Origin of the sequence: Providencia alcalifaciens DSM 30120, assembly GCF_000173415.1 — a bacterium.
GTDB lineage: Bacteria > Pseudomonadota > Gammaproteobacteria > Enterobacterales > Enterobacteriaceae > Providencia > Providencia alcalifaciens.
This window is the reverse complement of sequence record NZ_ABXW01000018.1, coordinates 14,480-36,251: the sequence shown is the minus strand read 5'-3', so window position 1 is coordinate 36,251 and position 21,772 is coordinate 14,480. Positions and strand designations below refer to the sequence as shown.

Sequence of the window (21,772 nt, the reverse complement as noted above, 5' to 3'; positions counted from 1 at the left end):
TCACCCCTTATGCTCAGGGGCGTTTGCCGCACCCGTTACAGGAGCTTCGACGGCAACGTCCGGTTTGTTGGTTTGCGTATCCGCAGGAGCCGTTGCCTCTTGGGCGGCTTTGCCAGATTCTTTTACCGCCTCAAGCGCGGCATCTTCGGAAACACCAGTTGGTTCTGGATTTTGAGATAACAAATTACGTACTCGCGTTTGCATCACTTTTTCCAGCTTAGCTTGGCTTTCTAAGGCTTCTGGCATATCTGCGTCGATAGGTTGATTGATTAAATCATCCAGCTCAGTCAAAAATGCCTTAGTTGCTGGAGCATCCACGTCAAAATACGCCCGCACCCATGTTGAGGCTTGCTCAAGGGACTGTTTATAGGTCTCTTCTTGATAACGAGGTACTGCTTGTGCCGCAATAAGCAGTTGGGAACGGATATTCTCGCGTAGATAGATATCTTGATTCGGCGCTAATAGTGGGGCTTCAGAGCCATCACGAGCACGAACGGTGATGAAATCACTCGTGAAGCTTTTCCAGCTGCGCGCGAGGTTATCTTTCCAGTCAGCGATGTCCTCACTGACATCTGTTCCAGTTTCTTCTGGCGCATCACCATTATTTAAATCAGCAAGACGTAAGTTATCAACGTCATTACTTAACTGATTCAGGCGCAAAATAATACCGTCATAATCAATTTGATTGATAGCGGCTAAACGATTCATATCATTAGCGATGGCTTTACGGATATCGAGTAGGCTCGGATCATTCATTTCCGCCAGACTGGTATCCGCACTTTTTAAGAGGACCGCCGCTGTAACAGGGTCATGGTCATTCCATAATTTTCGACCTGCCATTTTCACCATAAAATCAGCTTGTGCGATCAGCCAGTTTTTTACATCAGAGCTGGAAAGTGCGGTGACATGGGCTTGTAATTCTTGCATGCGACGATTGAGTTGATCTTCGTAATCACGAGCATGGTTTTTCAGTTCGGTATTGGTGGCAATGAGCGCATCAACACGTTGTCTATCGGCATTTTGTTGCTCAACTAGCTCACTAACTTGCTGTTTCAGTTGATTGTTATCATGAACTAATTGCGCATTGCTTTGTTGAGTAAAGTAGTACATCCCGCCGCCCATGACGACGAGGATTGCGATAGCAATCGCACTGACTGCAAGACCAGAGCGTTTCTGCTTGGATGAAGGTGCAGGCTGGCGAGATTTTTGCTTCTCGGTGACCACTTCATCATTAACAGTATCGGTAATTTTGTCTTGTTCCGTCATAAATTAGCATCCCATATCGGTTGAAATTAATGCTTCAAGTAAAGCGTTATTCTCTGCGCTAGTTGCTACGCAGACTCGACGCCACCCACTTTGGTGGGCTTTTTCTGCAATTCGTTCGCTGACAACCAGTAGTCGGCGGGAATACCACCATTGTTTCATCTCTTCAGAGAGCAAATCATTAAGCAACGTTAACATTTCTCCACTGGTGATGACGATGTCAGTGATATCAGCGTTAAACCAAGTTTGGTTAAACTCAGTTTTATCATACGGTACAGGGCGTCTTGCGTAACATTCGCAGTAATCAACATTGGCACCTCGTGCGCGCAATGTTGAGGCAAGAAGCTCACGCCCACCATTTCCTCGCAGGAGTATGGCACATTTTCCGGTTAAATTTTGTAGGTCAGGGTGAGTGAGTAACACTTCGCTGGTTTCACCCGCTTCAGCCCAATGGATAGTCTGTCCAGTTAACCGTTGAAAATAGTGTCCTGTCGATTGTCCTATACCATAATAGGATAACTTATCTGACCAGTCTCGTCCTGCTTGTTGCAGCACTAAATTTGCATACCAGACGGCATTTTTGGACAAAAGAAAGACGAGGTCGTTTTTCGATAATCCATCTAAGCGTGGGATTAACGTATTCAGTTCCGCGCCAGCTTCAATCGTAATTAGGGGGGCAGCATAAGCTTGTGCCCCTATTGCATTAATGGCTGTTATCAACGCTGAGCTTGATGGCTCAGGGCGAGTAACAAGGACCTTCATGCTGGTGCATTTCCTTTATAGACTTCAGCTAGAATTTCGCGCGCGCCTTTATTAAGCAGCTCTTCCGCGAGAGAAATACCTGCTTGGATTGCATCCACAGGTGCGATTAAACGCTCACCACGGATGACTTGGCTACCATCTGGCGCTCCCACAAGGGCACGTAACCAGATTTTATCGCCTTGCCAGATGGCGTAACTGCCAATAGGGACTTGGCAACCCCCTTCGAGGCGCATATTCATTGCACGTTCCGCGAGAACGCAAATCGATGTTGCATCATGGTTCAATTTTGCCAATAAATCGCGAGTACGTTGATCATTTAAACGGCACTCAATGCCTACCGCGCCTTGTCCTACCGCAGGTAGAGATTGTTCTGGTTCCAACGCGGTTTTGATACGTTCATCGAGCTCTAAGCGTTTTAAACCAGCGACTGCAAGGATAATGGCATCATATTCGCCATTATCAAGCTTGGATAGGCGGGTACCCACGTTGCCGCGTAAGTCTCGGATAACGAGATCCGGGCGTAATTCTCTTAATTGGCATTGGCGACGTAAGCTGGATGTCCCGACGATGCTACCCGCAGGAAGCGCATCAATATTGGCATAATGGTTTGAAACAAATGCATCCCGTGGGTCTTCTCGCTCACAAATGGTGACTAAACCTAACCCTTCAGGAAATTCAACGGGGACGTCTTTCATGGAGTGAACGGCAATATCTGCACGCCCTTCGAGTAAAGCCAACTCTAACTCTTTGACGAATAATCCTTTTCCACCCACTTTTGCTAATGGGGTATCTAAAATGATGTCCCCTTTGGTGACCATTGGAACTAACTCTACCTGTAAACCTGAGTGGAGTTGCTCGAGTTTCGCTTTGACGAAATAAGCTTGCCATAGAGCGAGAGGGCTTTTACGCGTCGCGATGCGTACGATATTTGTTGATGTCATTTCACTGTTTTCTCAGGCGAATATTGCCGCAGATTAACCATACAATTGGCGTTAGTTTTAACATGTTAGCGGCCATTTTTCCAGTTGGTCGCAGAATGAACGATATTCAGTGAGTGTGCAGAGAGAGTGAATAATCTTACGTTCGCTTTTTTACATCTTTTTGGGGCAGAGAGTGAAGAAAAACGGGTAAAAAAAGGATCTATATAACAAAATTCTTTAGCTATTCGTGCTTTTTTTAAAATAAAATGGAGAGCGGATTAAGCGATTTTTGTTGAAGCGAGTAAGCGTAGAGCCGGACAGCACTAAGCTGGATTTAGATTATGGCTGCCTTTTTGTTAGACAATCGACGGCACTGATATTATTCCATTGAAAAACAAGGGATATTTCCGTGATACAAAAATAAAAAGTCTTTTTATACAATATGTTGAAAAATAATTTGTACTAAAAATAGACGGGAAAAATTCTGTGATCTACTTTACCCTTTTGCTCCAAGGTGTTAAATTGATCACGTTTCCGACAATCCCTTTGAAAAGTAATTTAAGTTTTTCTCTATCTGTTGGGTGCTGGGAAAATTCCCCCAGGTTTGTCATTACATTCATTCAGTCAGGCGTAACCTTTGTACCTCTATATTGAAACTTTAAAGCAAAGACTTGATGCGATAAACCAACTGCGGTTGGAACGCGCGACGGCTTCTATGAGTGAAACCTTTTCGAAGGTTTACAACTTGTTGCCGGTTTTGTTTCATTATCATCATCCAATGATGCCGGGTTATATTGAAGGCAACGTCCCTCATGGTGTCTGTTTCTTTTCTCCCGATGCAGAACAACTCAAATGGTTACAACCTTTAGAACGTTTTTTACCCACCAAAAACCAAGCGAATGGTGAATTGCCAATTACGGGCATTTACTCGATGGGAAGTACGTCTTCAGTGGGCCAAAGTCACTGTTCAGATATTGACGTTTGGGTCTGTCATCCTTCTTGGTTAGATAACGAAGAGAAACGATTCCTACAGAAAAAATGCACATTAATCGAACAGTGGGCAGCTTCTCTGGGGATTGATGTCACGATTTTTTTAATTGATGAAAACCGTTTTCGCCATAATGCGAGTGGACATATCGGTGGTGAAGATTGCGGTTCTACTCAACATATTTTACTGCTGGATGAATTTTACCGTACTGCGGTAAGAATGGCCGGAAAACGCTTATTGTGGACGATGGTCCCTGTTGAGGAAGAGCAACACTATGACGAATATGTCATGGGACTCTATGCGCAAGGCGTTTTGACACCAAACGAATGGCTAGATTTAGGGGGCCTTGGTGAACTTTCAGCTGCGGAATACTTTGGCGCGAGCCTGTGGCAGCTGTATAAAAGTGTCGATTCTCCTTATAAAGCGGTATTAAAAAGCATTTTACTGGAATCCTATTCTTGGGATTATCCACACGGTAAATTATTAGCGTTAGAATTCAAACGTCATTTACATGCAGGTGAAATTGTCTGTTACGGGTTGGATTCATACTGTTTGATGTTGGAACGTGTTACTCGTTATTTGACTGAAATTAACGACTCAACACGTTTAGATTTAATTCGCCGCTGTTTCTATCTCAAAGTCTGTGAAAAACTGTCTGAAGATGAAGGTAATTCGTGTTCAGGTTGGCGTCGTGATGTGTTGTCTCAGTTAGTGGAATCGTGGGGATGGAGTTCAGAGCGTTTGGCATTATTGGATACGCGTAACCAATGGAAAATTGAGCGAGTACGTGAAGCTCATAATGAGCTGCTCGATACGATGATGCAAAGTTACCGTAATTTAATTCGGTTTGCGCGCCGTAATAATTTAAGTGTTAGTGCTAGCCCACAAGATATTGGGGTATTAACCCGTAAGTTATATGCGGCCTTTGAAGCGCTACCAGGGAAAGTGACTCTGGTTAACCCTCAGATTTCGCCAGACCTCAGTGAAGAGCATCTGACGTTTATTTATGTCCCTGAAGGTCGTGCAAATCGCAGTGGTTGGTACCTGTATAACCAAGCACCGCAAATTGACACCATTATTGGTCATCAACCTTTAGAATATAACCGCTATTTGAATAAGTTAGTGGCGTGGGCCTATTTTAATGGGTTACTGACTGAAAATACGCAAGTCCATATGCATCATGGCAAGTCCCAATGCGATGAGCGTAAGTTATTGGAATTAATGCATGATGTATCGAGCCATTTCCCAATAAGATTGCCAGCTCCAACCCCTAAAGCATTGTATAGTCCATGTGAAATCCGCCACTTAGCCATTATTGTTAACTTGGAGAAAGACCCGACTCAGGTTTACTCTGAGCAAGTGGTGCATGTGGATTTTAGAAAGCTAGATATTTTCAGCTTTGGTGAATCACAAAAATGCCTGATTAGCAGCATTGACCTGCTGTACCGTAATTCATGGAATGAGGTTCGTACTCTGCATTTCAGTGGTGAGCAGTGTATGTTAGAAGCGCTGAAAACCATCCTTGGCAAAATGCACCAAGACGCGGCGCCGCCAGAGGCAGTTGAAGTATTTTGTTATAGCGAACATTTACGCGGTCTTATTCGTACTCGTGTCCAACAGTTGGTATCAGAGTGTATTGAGCTGCGTTTATCCAGTAACCATAATGAGCCAGGGCGCTTTAAGGCTCTGCGTATCGCTGGGCAAACATGGGGTCTGTTCTTTGAACGTTTAAACGTTTCTGTGCAAAAGCTTGAAAATGCGGTTGAGTTCTATGGCGCTATCTCCCATAACAAATTGCATGGTTGGCCAGTAAAATTACAAGCGAAGGGGGATAATCATCTTCCTGCGGTTGTTGATGGCTACGCAAGTGAAGGTATTGTGCAGTTTTTCTTTGAAAATACTGACGACAACACTGGCTTTAATATTTACGTGTTGGATGAAGCCAATCGCGTGGAAATCTATTCTCACTGCGAAGGTTCAAAAGAAGAATTGGTGCGTGATGTGAGTAAATTTTACTCATCTTCCCATGACCGTTTTACTTACGGTGCGAACTTTATTAATTTCAATTTACCTCAGTTTTATCAAATTGTAGAAGAGGCAGGCAAAAAGCAAGTCATGGTCTTTTCTGATGCGACTTGGCCATTTACTGCAGACGAAGAAGATAATGATGATTACCCCTCTGCACCACCATTAAGCTCGCCTGAGCCGCTAAGCCTATCTAAACAGCACGCGTAATATGATTATTGGTTTTAATCGTGATAAACGACAGACAGAGTATATTATTGCCTCTGCCTGTGGTTTTAGAATGAGTGCGTGTTTAGAACGAAAAAGGGAAGTGGCTTTGGAAGGTAATTGCATTGCCTAACATAGACAGAAACTCTTGACCTGAGCGGTCACAAATCCATTTTCCATCTTTGTAATCATAATGATAGCCACCTTGTTTTGTCGCTAACCAGATCTGGTGGAACGCTTCTTGTTTGTTGATGATAATCTTACTGCCATCTTCAAAACTCAATGTCATGACGCCGCCATTAATTTCACTATCAATATCTGCATCGCCATCGTAATTATCTAAATGTTCTTCAATCGAACTAAGCAATTGCTCTGCCAACTGATGAAATTCGCTATCGTTCATGATGTATTTCCTGTTTATACTTTTATTTAGGCGAAATTATAGGGTTGAATGTGTTCAGGGGTCAAACGGCTCACATCTCAGATGTGAGATGCCATTTGAATTATTTAACGTATATAATATTAATATGTTTGATAAACAGGCGTGATTTGAAAAGCGACTCCTGTTACTGTGTGAAATATCAGATTGCAAAATTTAGTCTTACAGGCGAAACATAATGAAAAAAAGTTTATTTGGGCTTAGTGCACTTCTCGTTTTACTTACCCTTTCAGGCTGCGGCTTAAAAGGTCCGTTGTATTTTCCGCCTGAAGACAATGCAGCTGCGCCTGCTAAATCTGACGTGCAACCTAAAGCTCCAAGCAGCTCAAACAAAGAGCCTGCTGCGAATAAACAGTAAGCCTCTGCTATGGAACGTGAATTGCAGTTCTCAAAAATGCATGGTCTAGGCAATGATTTTATGGTGGTAGATGGCGTCACACAGAACGTCTATTTTTCACCAGAGCTGATCTGCCGCCTTGCAGATAGACATACTGGCGTTGGTTTTGATCAGCTTTTGCTGGTGGAAGCCCCTTATGATCCCGATCTTGATTTCCATTATCGTATTTTTAATGCGGATGGTAGCGAAGTGGCACAATGTGGCAATGGTGCACGGTGTTTTGCGCGCTTTGTGCGCTTAAAAGGACTGACGAACAAGCAAAAAATTAAAGTGAGCACTCAATCAGGGCGCATGACTCTTACCATTAATGAAAATGATGATGTTTGCGTGAATATGGGCGAGCCTGATTTCGAGCCACAAAACGTTCCATTTCGCGCCGTGAAAGCGGAAAAAACCTATATTATTCGAGCACAAGAACGTACAGTGTTTGCGGGGGTTGTTTCGATGGGAAACCCCCATTGTGTTGTACAAGTCGATAATGTACAGACCGCTGAAGTGGAAGTTTTAGGTCCTGCACTAGAAAGCCATGAGCGCTTCCCTGAACGTGCCAATATCGGGTTTATGGAGGTTGTCAGTGCGGATTACATTCGTCTACGTGTTTATGAACGTGGTGCAGGGGAAACCCAAGCATGCGGGAGTGGGGCATGTGCGGCTGTGGCCGTCGGTGTTGGGCAGGGGTTGTTAGCGAACAGAGTTCGCGTGGATTTACCAGGCGGTTCTCTGGATATTAGTTGGGATGGTCCCGGATCGCCGTTATACATGACGGGACCTGCAACCCATGTCTATGATGGAGTGATCCAAATTTAATCTTGATTGAGTGCAAAGAGGGGAATAATGGATAAGCGTGAAACGGTGCCAGAGATTGCTCAGCGAATGGATGAGCAGGATGTGGTGCAATATTTAAAACAGAACCCTTATTTCTTTATTCGCAATGTATCTCTTGCTGAGCAAATCAAGGTTCCTCACGTTGTTCAGGAGGCTATTTCGCTTCCTGAGCTCGTGATGAGTCGTCAACGTCAAAAAATTAAAAATCTTGAACAGGATATTCGCTTCATGGTGGAACAGGCGCATGAAAATGGGCTGCTGTTCGATGAACTTCTTTATCTTGTGATTGAGATGTCTTCTGCAAACAGTTTGCGGGAGATGTTATTTTCATTAAACCGTTGGGCAAAAAAACTGGGTTTATCAGGCGCATCAGTACGCCTGTTTAGTGACAGTTGGCGGTTATCCGCCCCATTAGATGCTCACGAATTAGTGCTTCCGCGTCGTATTTTCGAGCCTGTACGTATTCAGCGTTTTGGGGATCGCCTCAATTATCTTGGTCGTCTTAATGGTCCTGAACTTCAACTTTTACTGCCTGATGCACAAAATGTAGGTTCAGTGGCGATTTCACTGTTTGGTCATCATGGTGAGTCAGGTATGGTTATTTTTAGTAGCCGCGACCGTGAACACTATCAACATGGTATGGGAACAGTGATGCTGGAAAAAGTGGCTCAAATCCTACCGAGGTTATTATGTCAATGGATAGAGCGTCTGTAGACGTTCAGCCAGAAGGGCTGATGATCCAAGTCGAAGCCTTTCTTCGCTATCTGCGCGTCGAACGGCGGTTAAGTCCAGTGACTATCACCAATTATCGTCGTCAATTAAGTGTCGTGTGCCAAATTTTGGGTGAGCTAAAAGTCAATCAATGGCAAAAACTGGATATTACCTTAGGGCGCAGTATTGCGGCGAAAAGCCGTCGAACTGGCTTACAAGCCGCGAGTATGGCACTAAGGCTTTCAGCCCTTCGCAGTTTTTGTGATTGGATGGTGCAGCAAGGGGAGCTACCTGCAAATCCGGTGAAAACTCTCCATGCACCTAAAGCCAAAAAACGTCTGCCCAAAAATATGGATGTGGATGAAATCTCTCAATTATTGAATATGGACAGTGGTGACCCTCTCGTCGTGAGAGATAGGACGATGTTAGAAGTGATGTATGGCGCAGGATTACGTCTATCTGAGTTAGTTGGCTTAGATGTGAAGCATCTAGATCTCGATTTAGGCGAGGTTTGGGTGATGGGGAAAGGTAGCAAAGAACGTAAAATTCCCCTAGGAAAAACAGCGGTAAGCTGGTTAAAGCGCTGGCTTGAAATGCGTGAATTGTATGAGCCAGTTGATGGTGCGGTATTTATTTCGACGCAAAGTGGTAAACGTATCTCGAATCGTAATGTGCAAAAGCGATTCGAACAATGGGGAATCAAACAAGAGGTGAATAGCCATATCAATCCCCACAAATTACGCCACTCTTTTGCAACGCATATTCTCGAATCAAGTGGTAATTTACGCGGGGTCCAAGAGTTATTGGGTCATGCCAATCTCTCAACAACCCAAATTTATACCCACCTTGATTTCCAACATCTCGCAAATGTTTATGATGTGGCGCATCCGCGAGCGAAGAGGGAGAAATCTTAATGCACTTTTACCGTCCGTTATCACCCATCAAAGCGATGACGTTTGATTTGGATGATACGTTGTACGACAACCACCCAGTAATTGATAAAACCGAAGAGGAAGTTTTACGGTTTATCCGTGAATATGACCCGCGTTTTCATCATTTTACTAACGATGATATTTATGCATTTCGTTATTTAGTTGAAGAGCAAGAACCCAATATTCGTCATGATATTACCCGTTGGCGCTGGTTATCGTCGAAAATGATGTTATGCCACTATGGTTACAGTAAAGAAGATGCTCTGAAAGGTGCGGATGAGATTATGTCGCACTTTACTTACTGGCGTAACCAAATCGATGTGCCGCAATCAACACATGAAACGTTAGCAAAATTAGCCGAAAAATTACCACTGGTAGCCATCACTAACGGTAATGCAGAACCACAAGAGTGTGGGTTAGGGCAATATTTCCAGTTTGTCTTAAAAGCAGGTCCTGATGGGCGCTCAAAACCGTATTGTGATATGTACCATCTAGCCTCTCAGCGCTTAAACATTGAGCCTAGCGCAATTTTACATATTGGGGATAACCTACTAACGGATGTGGAAGGGGCAATCAAAAGTGGAATGCAAGCTTGCTGGTTTAACGTGGACCATTCAACGTTGATGAACGAGAAAGAAGGGCATTTATTACCTCACGTAGAAATTTGTCGGTTGGATTCTCTTTTGTCATTGGTATAATCCTCTCTCTGTATAAAAACACAGTGGTGTAAGCCACTGTTAAACTATTTCCAAATCCATCGGGTTTTGAAATGGCTTCTTGGGTTTATGAAAATAAACGAGGAAAATCATTTATTGATTTTCGCCTAATAACACAAAGAGTGAAAAACCACATTTTACTCCCTCTTTGTCAGTAACCCCACAGTGGTGCAAGTCACTGTTTTGCTTTGATGGTAACTATGGACGTCTCATATCTGCTCGAAGGTCTTAATGACAAACAACGCGAAGCGGTTGCCGCCCCGCGAACTAATTTACTGGTACTCGCTGGGGCGGGGAGCGGTAAAACGCGTGTGTTGGTACATCGCATTGCTTGGCTAATGTCGGTGGAAAATGCGTCTCCGTTTTCGATTATGGCTGTGACGTTTACCAACAAAGCTGCCGCAGAAATGCGTCATCGTATTAATCAGTTAGTGGGAACCAGCGAAGGTGGAATGTGGATTGGTACTTTCCACGGTTTAGCACACCGCTTACTCCGTCAGCACTATTTAGATGCCAATTTGCCACAAGATTTTCAAATTCTAGACAGTGACGACCAATATCGTCTGATCCGCCGTCTACTTAAAGCTATGAATCTCGATGAGAAACAGTGGCCACCTCGCCAAGGTATGTGGTACATCAACGGTAAAAAAGATGAAGGGCTGCGTCCTCAGCATATTGAAAGTTATGGTAATCCAGTAGAGGCGACGTGGTTGAAGGTATACCAAGCCTATCAAGAAGCCTGTGATCGCGCTGGGCTGGTGGATTTTGCTGAATTACTGTTGCGTGCTCATGAGTTATGGCTGAACAAGCCTCATGTTCTCCAGCATTACCGTGAGCGTTTTACTAATATCTTGGTGGATGAATTCCAAGATACCAACAGCATTCAATATGCTTGGATTCGGGTATTAGCTGGCGATACGGGCAAAGTGATGATCGTGGGGGACGATGACCAATCAATTTATGGTTGGCGTGGTGCACAAGTTGAGAATATTCAGCGTTTCTTGAATGATTTTCCCGGCGCTGAAACTATCCGTCTTGAGCAAAATTACCGTTCAACCAATAATATTTTGAAATCAGCGAATACGCTCATCGCCAATAATAGTGACCGACTCGGTAAAAATTTGTGGACAGAGGGCGGCGATGGCGAACCTATTTCCCTTTATTGTGCCTTCAATGAGCTTGATGAAGCCCGCTATGTGGTTGGACGCATCAAGCAATGGCATGAAAACGGTGGTGCTTTACAAGATTGCGCGATCCTCTACCGAAGTAATGCCCAATCTCGTGTCATGGAAGAAGCGTTAATTCAAGGTGCGATGGCATACCGTATTTACGGCGGCCAGCGCTTCTTTGAGCGCCAAGAAATTAAAGATGCGCTCTCATACTTGAGATTGATTGCTAACCGTAATGACGACGCTTCTTTTGAGCGTGTGGTGAACACACCAACGCGAGGCATTGGTGAGAGAACATTGGATACAGTTCGTCAAACTGCTCGGGATCAGCAACTGACTTTATGGGAGAGTTGTGAGTACTTACTTCGCGAACAGGTATTGGGCGGCAGGGCTGCGAGTTCAATTGAACGTTTTCTTGAGTTAATCGAAGCATTAGCGAAAGAGACCCAAGAGATGCCATTACATGTTCAAGCCGACCGAGTGATCAATGATTCCGGTTTACGAGCAATGTATGAGCAAGAAAAGGGTGAGAAAGCCCAAGCTCGAATTGAAAACTTGGAAGAGTTAGTCAACGCGACACGTGACTTTAGCTATCAAGATGAAGACCAAGATTTAATGCCATTACAGGCATTTTTATCTCACGCTGCATTAGAGTCTGGTGAAGGACAGGCTGATGTCAACCAAGATGCCGTTCAATTGATGACATTGCACTCTGCTAAAGGGCTTGAATTTCCTGTGGTATTTATCGTAGGAATGGAGGAAGGTATGTTCCCAAGTCAAATGTCTATGGACGAAAGCGGCCGCCTTGAAGAAGAGCGTCGTCTGGCTTATGTAGGGATTACCCGTGCGATGGTAAAGCTGACGATTACCTATGCAGAAAGCCGTCGTTTATATGGTAAAGAAGTTTATCATCGTCCTTCTCGCTTCATTGGTGAGTTGCCAACAGAATGTGTGGAAGAGGTACGTTTAAGAGCGACAGTTTCTCGTCCTGTCAGTCATCAACGTCTTGGTACGCCAATCAGCCAGAATGATTCAGGTTATGCATTAGGGCAGCGAGTCAGACATGCGAAATTTGGCGAAGGCACCATCATTAACCTTGAGGGAAGTGGTGAGCATTGCCGATTGCAAATTGCGTTTCAGGGACAAGGCATTAAATGGCTGGTAGCGTCTTATGCTCGATTAGAAATGTTGTAGATCCAGATTAAATATAGCACCGCAAAGAATCGCGGTGCTCACTCAAAAATAAATCCCCCCAAATTATAATAAATTCTCTTTATTTTTATATTAAAAACATATAATTTAAATATTTGTTTTCTACGTTAAATTACTATAGTCTCCGATTGAATTTTAATTAATTAAAATAATCAATGGAGATTTATCATATGGAAATGGAAATATTTGCTAATTTAGATGAAAAATTAGATTTAGTTAGAGTGAAAATAAAAAGAAGTAAAGAGTTATTGGCTGAATTAAATGATAGAGCCAATGCAGCCATAGAGAATATGAATTCTGTGAGTGAAAAATTATTAATATCTGGAAGGCATGGTATTAATAAAATGCAACAAACCATGGATGCAGTTAAGAATAAAATAAATAATAGCTTGCGTGAGCAAGTGAATAAAGTAAGCCTAAGCCATAATACTCTGTTGGAACAAGAGTCCATCCTTACTGATTTGAAAGAAAATAATGTATTTTATAGTCAAAATGAAATTTATTTTTATATTAAACAAGTTCAACAAGATTTAAAGAATAATGAAAGTTGGAATCAACCAAAAAATAACTTTGAAAAAATAGACTTCACTAATCATGGCGGATTGAGAGGGATGATTTTCACGCCTATTGCTAATTTTAATAAAAAAAATGATGAACTCGCCAAAGTGCGCTATGAAATTGACGTTTTAGTTAAAAAGATAAATGAAGAACGTTTGAATATTGAGTTAGATGCGCTTAAGGCAATGAAAGATCCCGTACAATTAGATGTACAACCTGCATTATTGGATATGCTTTCCGAACAGCAGTCAGGCTTTGAACCCACGAATGAAGGCTATTTTTCAGCAGAGAACCCAATCAATTCTATGCCTATAAATTCTATGAAAGCATCAATTCCTTTCTGTGACTGTGGCGGTGTTGGTCGAACAGCAATGTGCGCTTAATTTTAAATAGTTTTACAATTAGTGAACTAATTTCTCGCTGATGAGATAAGGGACTTAATCTTGTTTAAGTCCTTTTTTTGTCTCCAATTTTTCTATGCTAATGATATAAAAGGAGTTGTTTGTTTTACTCTCGCAATCATAATGTTTTAGTGATTCGCATTGATAGGGTTATTGAATCATTAGGATTTGAGTTTTTAATTTTAAATTTTTCCACTAATAAAGTATAAAATCTTACCTAGTAACCACTCTTAAATTCATCATGTCAATTGATCAACTTATTGATTCACTTGCTTCACAAGGTTGGTATGTGTGGGACGATTTTCTGAATCTGTCAGAGATTCATACCATTAAAGATTGTATCCCCGATAAATTACAAGACGCTCGCATTGGGCATCGTGATTCATTGCAGGGTAATAAAAGTATTCGTGGCGACCAAACAATTTGGTTAGAACCCGAGATGGGAGATGCTGTTGCGCGTTATATGGATAAGATGGAGCACATCAGGCAAGCATTAAATCGTCAGCTTTATCTTGGTTTACGTGATTTTGAAACCCATTTTTGCCGCTATCCCAATGGTGGATTCTATAAAAAACATGTTGATAACCCGCGAGGAGTTGGACGTCGTAAAATCACAACGGTTTTATATATGAATGAGCGATGGCCGCCTCAAGATGGTGGAGAATTGGTTGTTTATGACCATGAAGATAATCATTTGTTTAAGTTAGAACCCGTTGCAGGGCGAATGATCTTTTTTATGTCAGAAAATTTTCCTCATGAAGTTTTACCCACAGAAAATAAGCGTGAAAGTATAGCGGGTTGGTTTTTAACTGAAAAAATACTTTAACGTTCCCCTTGTATGCCGCCCCCGTTAGGGGGCTGGTTGTTATATAATCATCATAATAATAAAACTAAACGTAGTATATAAACTATGATTTTGTCATTTTTCATATTTTAGATTATTTTAATTTTGATTTTTAATGAAAATCAGATGAGTTTATTTTCTATTTCAAAATATAAATAAAGGATGAATTATATAATGAGTTTAAATAATAAATTTAAGTCACAAATCGAGTTTAATTCGTTTAAGTTGAAATTTGAAGATTATAGTGCAAAGTTTGCAGTTTATGAAAAAGAGCAGCAAAGAAATATTAATATTTTAAGAGAACATACAGGTAGAAGTTTAGATACGTTAACAACCCGGGAGATTAAACCCACTGATAAGTTCATATATCAGGAAGAGATGAATTTAAATAATAATAAAGAAAAATTTTCAATTATTAAAAATAACATCGTGGAAATAGAAAAATATATTAATACTATTGGTGATGCAGATAACTTTGATAAAGTTATGGACAGTATTAATGCGCTAGAGCTGAGTTTGGCGTCATTTTCGAATACGGAATCCCCATTCCCTTCAGTAATCCCTTCAGATTCACCCTTTGTGCGCCATGCGGTAATATCGCTATTTATCCAAAACCAATGGATCAATGGAGAATTCGCAACGTTAGATGCGCAGCGTATTCGTTTGTCTGAGATGGTGAGTGCAGAGCTCGATACGTTGAATGAACCTCAATTACCTGATTGCTTTGGTTCTTCACGTGCAACACGATTAGCTGAGCAGATCACCGCGATGGATTCTGCTGATAGCAGCTTTATGGGTAATAATACCATCAGCTCATTTGCCTCGACGTATCCTACTTGTGATATTTATCTTGGTTATCCTGTTTGTGCTTAATGCGTAATCATGGGGTGCCACGCAATAGTGTGGCGCCCCTGTTTTTAGTTCATTTGCTTAAATTCTTTGCCGGTGAAAATTAATGCCGCATTTCCTCGTTCAATCTGGTAGTGAGAAAGGTGGCGTTGTTTATCTAACGTGTTTAGCTGTTGAGATTGATATTCGCAAAGCTTCCAATGGATGAGTTCCTTGGCTAATTTTTTATTAGCATGTTGACTACGCTCCGATTGTACTTTGACACTAATTCCGGTTGCTACGTGTTTGGCACGAACGGCGGAACATGTTTTATTCACATGCTGTCCCCCTGCACCTTGAGATTGAGTAAATTCATATTCGATTTCACTGTTTTCTAAAGGTTGTATTGGTGTAAACATCATCACACTGATGAACCAGTTCTTGCGCTTATGGCGTGGTCTCAGCGGGCTTTGACATTGCCATTGAATCGTCCCACTCCAACGTTCTGCCATTTTTTCGGCATGTATACCGTCTAAAGCAATCAGCACTGATTTTAGCCCTTGCTTAGATGGGCATGACTCTAGTAATTCGGTATTCACCTTGAGTAAAGCAGCCTCTTTTACAAAACATGCAAATGCATTTTCTACTGCAATGCAACATTCTTCAGGACCTTGAGCAGAAGAAAACTGTAATAAGATCATTCGCAGTCTCCGCTGGTTTTATAGGTGATTACGGGGATTAAACGTGCGATGACTTGAATAATCCCCACATCAACCATACTGTCTATCACGGTATCAATTGATTTATAGGATTGTGGAGCTTCTTCATAAATCAATTGCTTATTGGCACAAATGACTCGGCTACCTAAGGATGTTCGAGACAATTGGAGTGGCGTGTAGCGGTGAGATAATCGCCCTTTACACTCAGTTCTCATCCATTTTCGACCAGCACCATGCGCGAGGGAATTCAAGCTAATTTCATTAGCCACTGGTGCGACCAAATAGCTGTAATCACCTCGAGAACCGGGAATAATCACCATACCACGATCAGCGGGGGTTGCGCCTTTGCGGTGTAACCAGCCATCTGTCTCATCAATACGACAAGGTTCTACAAGATTATGATTCAAGTCCAAATATTGTTCGCCTGACGTTTTCACTTGTTGCATCATGCGTAGCCCGATTAACTGGCGATTGAGCTGCGAAAAATCCAATGCATCTTGATGAGCATTTAGGTAAGTTGCGGCCTCATCGGAATGTTCATCGAGCCCGTTGTGACTATGTTGTTCGACATGTTGGCGCAGAATAGACTGCCCTAAACCACGCGAGCCACTGTGTACTAACAAGAGTAATTTTTGTTTATCAAGACCGCTTTGCTCGAACAGCTCAGTGTTCAAAATCTTATCAACGGCTTGAAATTCTGCGAAATGATTACCACCACCAATCGAGCTAAGTGACGTCATAAAACGGTGGGATTTCATTTTGTCAGGCACATGCTCATCTAGCCATTCTTGGGAAGCGTGGTCAGTCATATCAGAAAGCTGCTTTTCTAGCTTATCTAAGTTAACTTTTGCTCGCTTAATATCTGTTTGGAATAGGCTCATTCCACAGCCAATATCATTGCCTACCAGTGCAGGGTAAAAGCGTTTTTCTGAGAAAAATGCGGCACCAATTGGATAACCTCGACCAGGATGTAAATCTGGCATACCAACGACGGCAAGCATGTTGGGTAAATTTGCTGTTGTTTGTAATTGTTGGATTGCTTTACTTTCAATCCATGTAGATTCTGTAGCGATGTAATTAACATGTTCGCTCACAGAATGAAGGGTATTGCCCATAAGCTATTGACTCATTTCTAAAGTGAAAAATAAGGTAATTAGCAGGCAAGTTTTGAGAAGATAGCTGGACTAACGTTTAAGATTATTTTTACGTTTAAGACTATTTCTGGGTCTGCCTGCAAAGAGTTTGATTAATTGTTGTCATGATGAACCTCCTTGCAGTGAATTGATTGAATGAAAACGCGGCGGATATTAACGGGAACTTTTTTCTTTTGCAAGAGAGAAAAGAGGAAAAAAGTAAAATTAATTTTTATCCTAAAGTAATTAATAAATTAGAAATTAATTATTTTTATGATAAATAATAATCCAAAACGAAAATTGATATTTAATTACAGATTTGAATATTATTAAAATATTTCATTAAGATAAGTGCAAACAGGTATATTTTCGCTATTGTAACTTTGCTACTCTTTTGCTGGGTGCTTGATCTTGCTCAGTTCAAGCATTTATTTTTGGTCTGGGAAAGAAAAAGCCCCGTTAGTGATATTCACCAACGAGGCTGCACTCCCAACCAGACAATCGGGAGTGTGCCTCTTAATAAAAGAGAGGTCAAGGAGAAATGACAAAGTACGCAATGATAGCTGTAGTTTCTATTTGCGTAACAATATTGGGTTGCTCATTTTTAATAAAGGATAGATTAAGCTATTTGCATATTGATAATGACAATACAGTCGTTCAGGTGAAATTGGATTACGAAATCAATTAATCACCGAGTGGGGAGAGAATTTTAATTAATTCAATTTAATGACAATGAATTCCCCACTCTTTCTTCTTTCTTATTACCGGTTGGGATATCAAGCACTCAAACTAAAGTGCCCCAATATAATTGGGGCACTTTTTACTATTTTAACTAATTAAAAAACTACGAAGCAATATGAACAGTTTTACCCCCAACAATAGTGCGCAAGACTTTCACATTTTCAATGTCATCAGCAGGTATTTTAAATACATTGCGATCTAACACGATCATGTCTGCAAATTTACCCACCTCAAGGGATCCGACAACATCTTCACGATGCTGTGCATAAGCGGAATCTATTGTTGCAGAACGCAAAACTTCAATCACAGTCATGTCCCGATCATTATCGAGTCTTGGCGCGGGTTGACCATTAATATCGCGTCCACGACGTGTGGCTGCGACTTTCAAATCATACCATTCGTCAAAATCATCGATTGGCCAGTCACTACCAAAAGCAACCACGGCACCTGCATCAATAAACTTAGCAATAGGCTCTAGTTGCTGGAAGCGGGTTTCACCGAGCATGTTTTTCTCGAATGCAGCCAGTTCAGGTGTTGGAGCAGCCCACTGGAATGATAAGCAGGCGATAGTGTTTAGACGTGCAAAACGCGCATAGTCTTTAGCGTCAACCAGCTCATTGTGAGCGAGTCCTGGGCGAATATCTTTTTCAGGATGTGCAGCTCGCATTTTTTCAATCGCATCTAACACGATAGAGACGGCACCTTCTCCTACAGTGTGTAAGTGAGGATCGTAGCCTGCGGCAGCAATTTTTTCGAGTAGCTCATTGAGGATCTCAGCGGTAAAATAGAGATCGCCGTAGTTATCGGTTTCAACCCAATTAGGGGCGCTATCGGTGCCTTTATTCACACGATATGGCTGTAGTAATGACGCAGTCATGGTTGGATATTGCAGCACACCATCCACAAACATTTTGATGTTACGTAATCCGATGCCAGGTGCTGGTGTCCATTCGGCTTGGTGCCATTTTTTGGCGAAAGCAACAGCTTTATCAACCGCAGCGGCGACCGCAGCAACATTTGGCGTATCATCAGGCGTGATTTCTCGCGCAGCTTGGAAACGTAATGTCAGTTCGCCACGTTGTTGAAGTTGGTGGAATGCGTTTAATTGCTGCTCAGAAACACGGGCATCCATCACCATCGTGACACCTTGCTGGTTCAATACTTTTTGAACGAGCTCAGCCACTTCTACCGCTTGTTCATCGCGGATCGATGGAATGCTATCGGCAGCACGCATGGCTGGAGCATCTTCGAGAATACCATTGAGTTCACCATTCTCGTACTTACCAATTTTGCCATCTGGCGGCTCAGGAGTATCTTTAGAGATCCCAAATAATTCGAGCGCTCGGCTATTGGCTAATAGCGTATGGCAGTCATTGGAGAACAGGACTACAGGGCGTTTGGTATTGAGTTTATCCATATCTTCACGATACATATCAATACCCGCAGGTAACATGCCTTGACGTAACCACGCAGTGACTTTTAGCCAGTCATTTTCTCCCGTGCGCGGGTCTTTATCGAGGTGGCTTTGCACGCGTTGTAAAATTTGCTCGATAGTCAGGGATTCATAGTTCAGATGGCAGCCAAAAAGCTGAATGCCTCCCCAAAATGGGTGCATATGTCCATCGATGATCCCTGGCATCATCATTTTGCCTTCAAGATCGATGCTCTCTGTTTCTGGACCTACATATTGATGCAATTCATTTGAAGTCCCTGTTCCAAGAATATAACCATCTTTCAAGGCGATAGCGTCAACAACGCTATCTTGACTGTCTGCGGTATAGATATAACCGTTGAAATAAATAACATCAGCAATTTTATTATTCATCGTAAACCGTCTGTATCAGGGGCTCCTAAGGAGCCAGAACCAAAAAAATAATGGGGAAGATATACTTCCCCATACAGACTGCTGACAAACCGGCTAGGTTTGGTGGCAGGTTGAATAGGTTTTGAAAATAATTAGGAAAATCAATTCATTGATTTTCGGCTGATAACACAAAGCAGGAAAAACGACGTTTTTATCCTGCTTTGTCAACAACCTCAATGGGGAAGATAAGCTTCCCCATAATCAACGAAAGGTACTGGGAAAATTAATTGATAATCATCTCAGTCTCGGCATCGGATATAGCAGGCGGACGACGAGTAAAACCATGGGTTAATAAAGTGAGATAACCTGCACCTGCGGCTAACCAACATAAACCCACTGTAAAGGCTTCTGCATCTAGGCTTGTCCATAACCACAAGGTTAAAACAACCCCAATCGATGGCATAATCAAACACGTGAGCAGTTTGGTATTATCCAAGGAAGCTTTACGGTCAATATAGAAATGTTTAATGACCGATAAATTCACGAAGGTAAAGGCGATCAGTGCACCGAAGCTTATCATGGAGGCAACCATGCTAAGAGATAGCACAAGAGACAGCAGCGAAGCTACCGCCACAAAAATAATGGAATATACCGGTGTATTCAGGCGTGGATGTAAATAGGCAAAGATAGAACGCGGTAGCACACCTTCACGACCCATAGCATAGAAAATACGCACAATACTGGCTTGAGATGTCATTGCGGAAGCAAATACACCAATAACATAAGCGGTAATAAAGCTTGATGCCATTAAGGATGCGCCGATCCACTTCATTTTATCGCCCACTTGTTGCATCACTGCAATACTGGCAACATCGGTGTTCGGGATAAAGTCTTGCCATACCGGGTACATTAAGTGTGCGCCGTAAGAGATAGCAATGAACATCGCTCCCGCGATAAATACGGTATATAAAATGGCTTTTGGTAAAGCACGACGAGCATCTTTAGTCTCTTCTGCCATCGTCGAAATAGCATCAAAGCCTAAGAAGGCTAAGCACAGTACCGCAGCACCGGCGAAGAGCCCTGATACTTGTGATGACATCACCGTTAATGGCGCCATTAGTGCTTCGACATCTAAAACATAGGCATTTTGGAAGCAGATGTATAAGAAGATGGCGATAAACACAAATTGCATCAGAATAATCAGCATATTCATCCAAGATACCAGTTTGATACCCAGAATGTTCATGATGCTAACAATCGCAATGGTTGAGCAGATTATCACTGGCATTGGGATATTGGGGAGTGCTTCGTGGACAAAGATCCCAATGGCAATGTAGTTAATAATCGGAAGAAATAGATAATCCAGTAGTTGTGCCCAACCAACAAGAAATCCAAGAGTGCCGCCAAAGGTTTTTTGCACATATGAATAGGCAGACCCAGAAAGTGGGAGTGCGCTGGTCATGCGGCAATAGCTCATGGCTGTAAAGAAGACAGCAGCAAGTGTAATTAAATAAGCGATAGGCAGGTGGCCTTCACTTAATACAGTAACTTGTCCATAGGTGGTAAAAATCCCGAGCGGTACCATATAGGCAAGCCCGAAAAACACTAACGCAGGGGTGGTCAGTACACGTTTCATTTGAACGGTATTCTGTTGCATTTTGAAGCCCTTCCCAAAAGCCCTTAACAACGTTAACTCTGTCTGAATACACAGGCCGAGTGAACCTAAAAATGCAGCCATATAACTTCAGCTATAGCACTACATGTCTTGTTTTTTACATACGTTAATTATTGAATTAGGTATGTGGTAGACGCTTTGTATTCAATTTCAGAAAACCTCGCACCAGGACAGAATATAAAATCACTGTCATCGTGCGCACTTTAATGAAACGTCAGTAATGAATCGGACCATTACCATCCGCTGGGGTGAATACAAGCGGCGTACAATATAATTATCAAGCTCCTATTAAGCAATCATTTATTTCAATAAATAAATATACTGTTTTATTTCAACGAGTTGATGTTTGAAAGGTAAATAAATAACGTAGAATTTAATGTAAGTTAAATATGAATCATTTTTTATCTAAAATCAAGTGATTAAAATATTTGTAATTTATTGAAATAAAAGAATAAAACGGGTTTGCTTTAAAGAGGTTGAAAACGGGATAAAAATGATAAAAA

Annotated in this window: 18 protein-coding genes; 10 read left to right on the top strand and 8 right to left on the bottom strand. The window is 42.0% G+C overall.

Going from position 1 to position 21,772, the window contains the following annotated elements; all coding sequences use genetic code 11:
* From hemX to hemC, 3 genes are read right to left on the bottom strand one after another with little or no spacing between them, the layout of a single operon-like run.
* Positions 1–1,266, bottom strand: a complete 1,266-nt coding sequence (gene hemX / locus PROVALCAL_RS05735; protein ID WP_006658195.1) for a uroporphyrinogen-III C-methyltransferase — start codon at positions 1,264–1,266, stop codon at positions 1–3.
* A gap of 3 nt (positions 1,267–1,269) precedes the next feature.
* Positions 1,270–2,025 carry a uroporphyrinogen-III synthase gene (locus PROVALCAL_RS05730; RefSeq protein WP_006658194.1) on the bottom strand — a complete coding sequence of 252 codons (756 nt, stop codon included), beginning with the start codon at positions 2,023–2,025 and terminating at the stop codon, positions 1,270–1,272.
* Entirely contained in the window at positions 2,022–2,966 is a 945-nt protein-coding gene (hemC, locus tag PROVALCAL_RS05725; RefSeq protein WP_006658193.1) for a hydroxymethylbilane synthase, read from the bottom strand. Before hemC ends, PROVALCAL_RS05730 begins: the two co-directional genes overlap by 4 nt.
* 616 nt (positions 2,967–3,582) lie before the next feature.
* On the opposite strand from hemC, the gene PROVALCAL_RS05720 reads away from it, so the two are divergent.
* Positions 3,583–6,168 carry a class I adenylate cyclase gene (locus tag PROVALCAL_RS05720; RefSeq protein ID WP_006662363.1) on the top strand — a complete coding sequence of 862 codons (2,586 nt, stop codon included), beginning with the start codon at positions 3,583–3,585 and terminating at the stop codon, positions 6,166–6,168.
* 82 nt (positions 6,169–6,250) lie between these two features.
* Here the strand turns inward: PROVALCAL_RS05720 and cyaY are convergent, their stop codons facing one another.
* The gene (gene cyaY, locus PROVALCAL_RS05715) at positions 6,251–6,568 is read right to left on the bottom strand and encodes an iron donor protein CyaY (RefSeq protein WP_006658190.1); all 318 of its coding nucleotides are present in this window, start codon (positions 6,566–6,568) and stop codon (positions 6,251–6,253) included.
* A 214-nt stretch (positions 6,569–6,782) separates the two neighbouring features.
* Between cyaY and lptM the strand changes: the two genes are divergently transcribed.
* From lptM to PROVALCAL_RS05670, 9 genes are all read left to right on the top strand, one after another.
* Positions 6,783–6,962, top strand: a complete 180-nt coding sequence (gene lptM / locus PROVALCAL_RS05710; RefSeq protein ID WP_006658189.1) for an LPS translocon maturation chaperone LptM — start codon at positions 6,783–6,785, stop codon at positions 6,960–6,962.
* Positions 6,963–6,983: 21 nt separating this feature from the next.
* On the top strand, positions 6,984–7,808 hold the full coding sequence (dapF, locus tag PROVALCAL_RS05705) for a diaminopimelate epimerase (RefSeq protein WP_006662364.1): 825 nt from the start codon (positions 6,984–6,986) through the stop codon (positions 7,806–7,808).
* A gap of 27 nt (positions 7,809–7,835) precedes the next feature.
* On the top strand, positions 7,836–8,540 hold the full coding sequence (locus PROVALCAL_RS05700; RefSeq protein ID WP_006658187.1) for a DUF484 family protein: 705 nt from the start codon (positions 7,836–7,838) through the stop codon (positions 8,538–8,540).
* Complete coding sequence (gene xerC / locus PROVALCAL_RS05695) at positions 8,522–9,451, top strand: tyrosine recombinase XerC (protein ID WP_006658186.1); 930 nt, start codon at positions 8,522–8,524, stop codon at positions 9,449–9,451. Before PROVALCAL_RS05700 ends, xerC begins: the two co-directional genes overlap by 19 nt.
* Positions 9,451–10,167 carry a 5-amino-6-(5-phospho-D-ribitylamino)uracil phosphatase YigB gene (yigB, locus tag PROVALCAL_RS05690; RefSeq protein WP_006658185.1) on the top strand — a complete coding sequence of 239 codons (717 nt, stop codon included), beginning with the start codon at positions 9,451–9,453 and terminating at the stop codon, positions 10,165–10,167. The genes xerC and yigB overlap by 1 nt, the downstream gene beginning before the upstream one ends.
* A 218-nt stretch (positions 10,168–10,385) precedes the next feature.
* The gene (gene uvrD, locus PROVALCAL_RS05685) at positions 10,386–12,548 is read left to right on the top strand and encodes a DNA helicase II (protein ID WP_006662365.1); all 2,163 of its coding nucleotides are present in this window, start codon (positions 10,386–10,388) and stop codon (positions 12,546–12,548) included.
* A gap of 188 nt (positions 12,549–12,736) precedes the next feature.
* The gene (locus PROVALCAL_RS05680) at positions 12,737–13,507 is read left to right on the top strand and encodes a hypothetical protein (protein ID WP_117584508.1); all 771 of its coding nucleotides are present in this window, start codon (positions 12,737–12,739) and stop codon (positions 13,505–13,507) included.
* A 259-nt stretch (positions 13,508–13,766) separates the two neighbouring features.
* A complete protein-coding gene (locus tag PROVALCAL_RS05675) occupies positions 13,767–14,351 on the top strand; it encodes a 2OG-Fe(II) oxygenase (RefSeq protein WP_006658182.1) in 585 nt (194 codons plus the stop codon).
* Between the two features lie 192 nt (positions 14,352–14,543).
* The gene (locus tag PROVALCAL_RS05670) at positions 14,544–15,242 is read left to right on the top strand and encodes a hypothetical protein (RefSeq protein WP_112860781.1); all 699 of its coding nucleotides are present in this window, start codon (positions 14,544–14,546) and stop codon (positions 15,240–15,242) included.
* A 44-nt stretch (positions 15,243–15,286) separates the two neighbouring features.
* Here the strand turns inward: PROVALCAL_RS05670 and prfH are convergent, their stop codons facing one another.
* The 4 genes from prfH to PROVALCAL_RS05650 all read right to left on the bottom strand — a co-directional run bounded on the left by prfH (position 15,287) and on the right by PROVALCAL_RS05650 (position 21,251).
* Positions 15,287–15,898 (bottom strand): peptide chain release factor H, encoded by a 612-nt coding sequence (gene prfH / locus PROVALCAL_RS05665; protein WP_006658180.1) that lies wholly within the window; start codon positions 15,896–15,898, stop codon positions 15,287–15,289.
* On the bottom strand, positions 15,895–17,031 hold the full coding sequence (locus tag PROVALCAL_RS05660; RefSeq protein WP_006658179.1) for an RNA ligase RtcB family protein: 1,137 nt from the start codon (positions 17,029–17,031) through the stop codon (positions 15,895–15,897). The genes prfH and PROVALCAL_RS05660 overlap by 4 nt, the downstream gene beginning before the upstream one ends.
* An 862-nt stretch (positions 17,032–17,893) precedes the next feature.
* Entirely contained in the window at positions 17,894–19,615 is a 1,722-nt protein-coding gene (locus PROVALCAL_RS05655; protein WP_006658176.1) for an amidohydrolase, read from the bottom strand.
* A 262-nt stretch (positions 19,616–19,877) separates the two neighbouring features.
* Positions 19,878–21,251 (bottom strand): APC family permease, encoded by a 1,374-nt coding sequence (locus PROVALCAL_RS05650; RefSeq protein ID WP_036963223.1) that lies wholly within the window; start codon positions 21,249–21,251, stop codon positions 19,878–19,880.
* Positions 21,252–21,772: the final 521 nt, after the last annotated feature.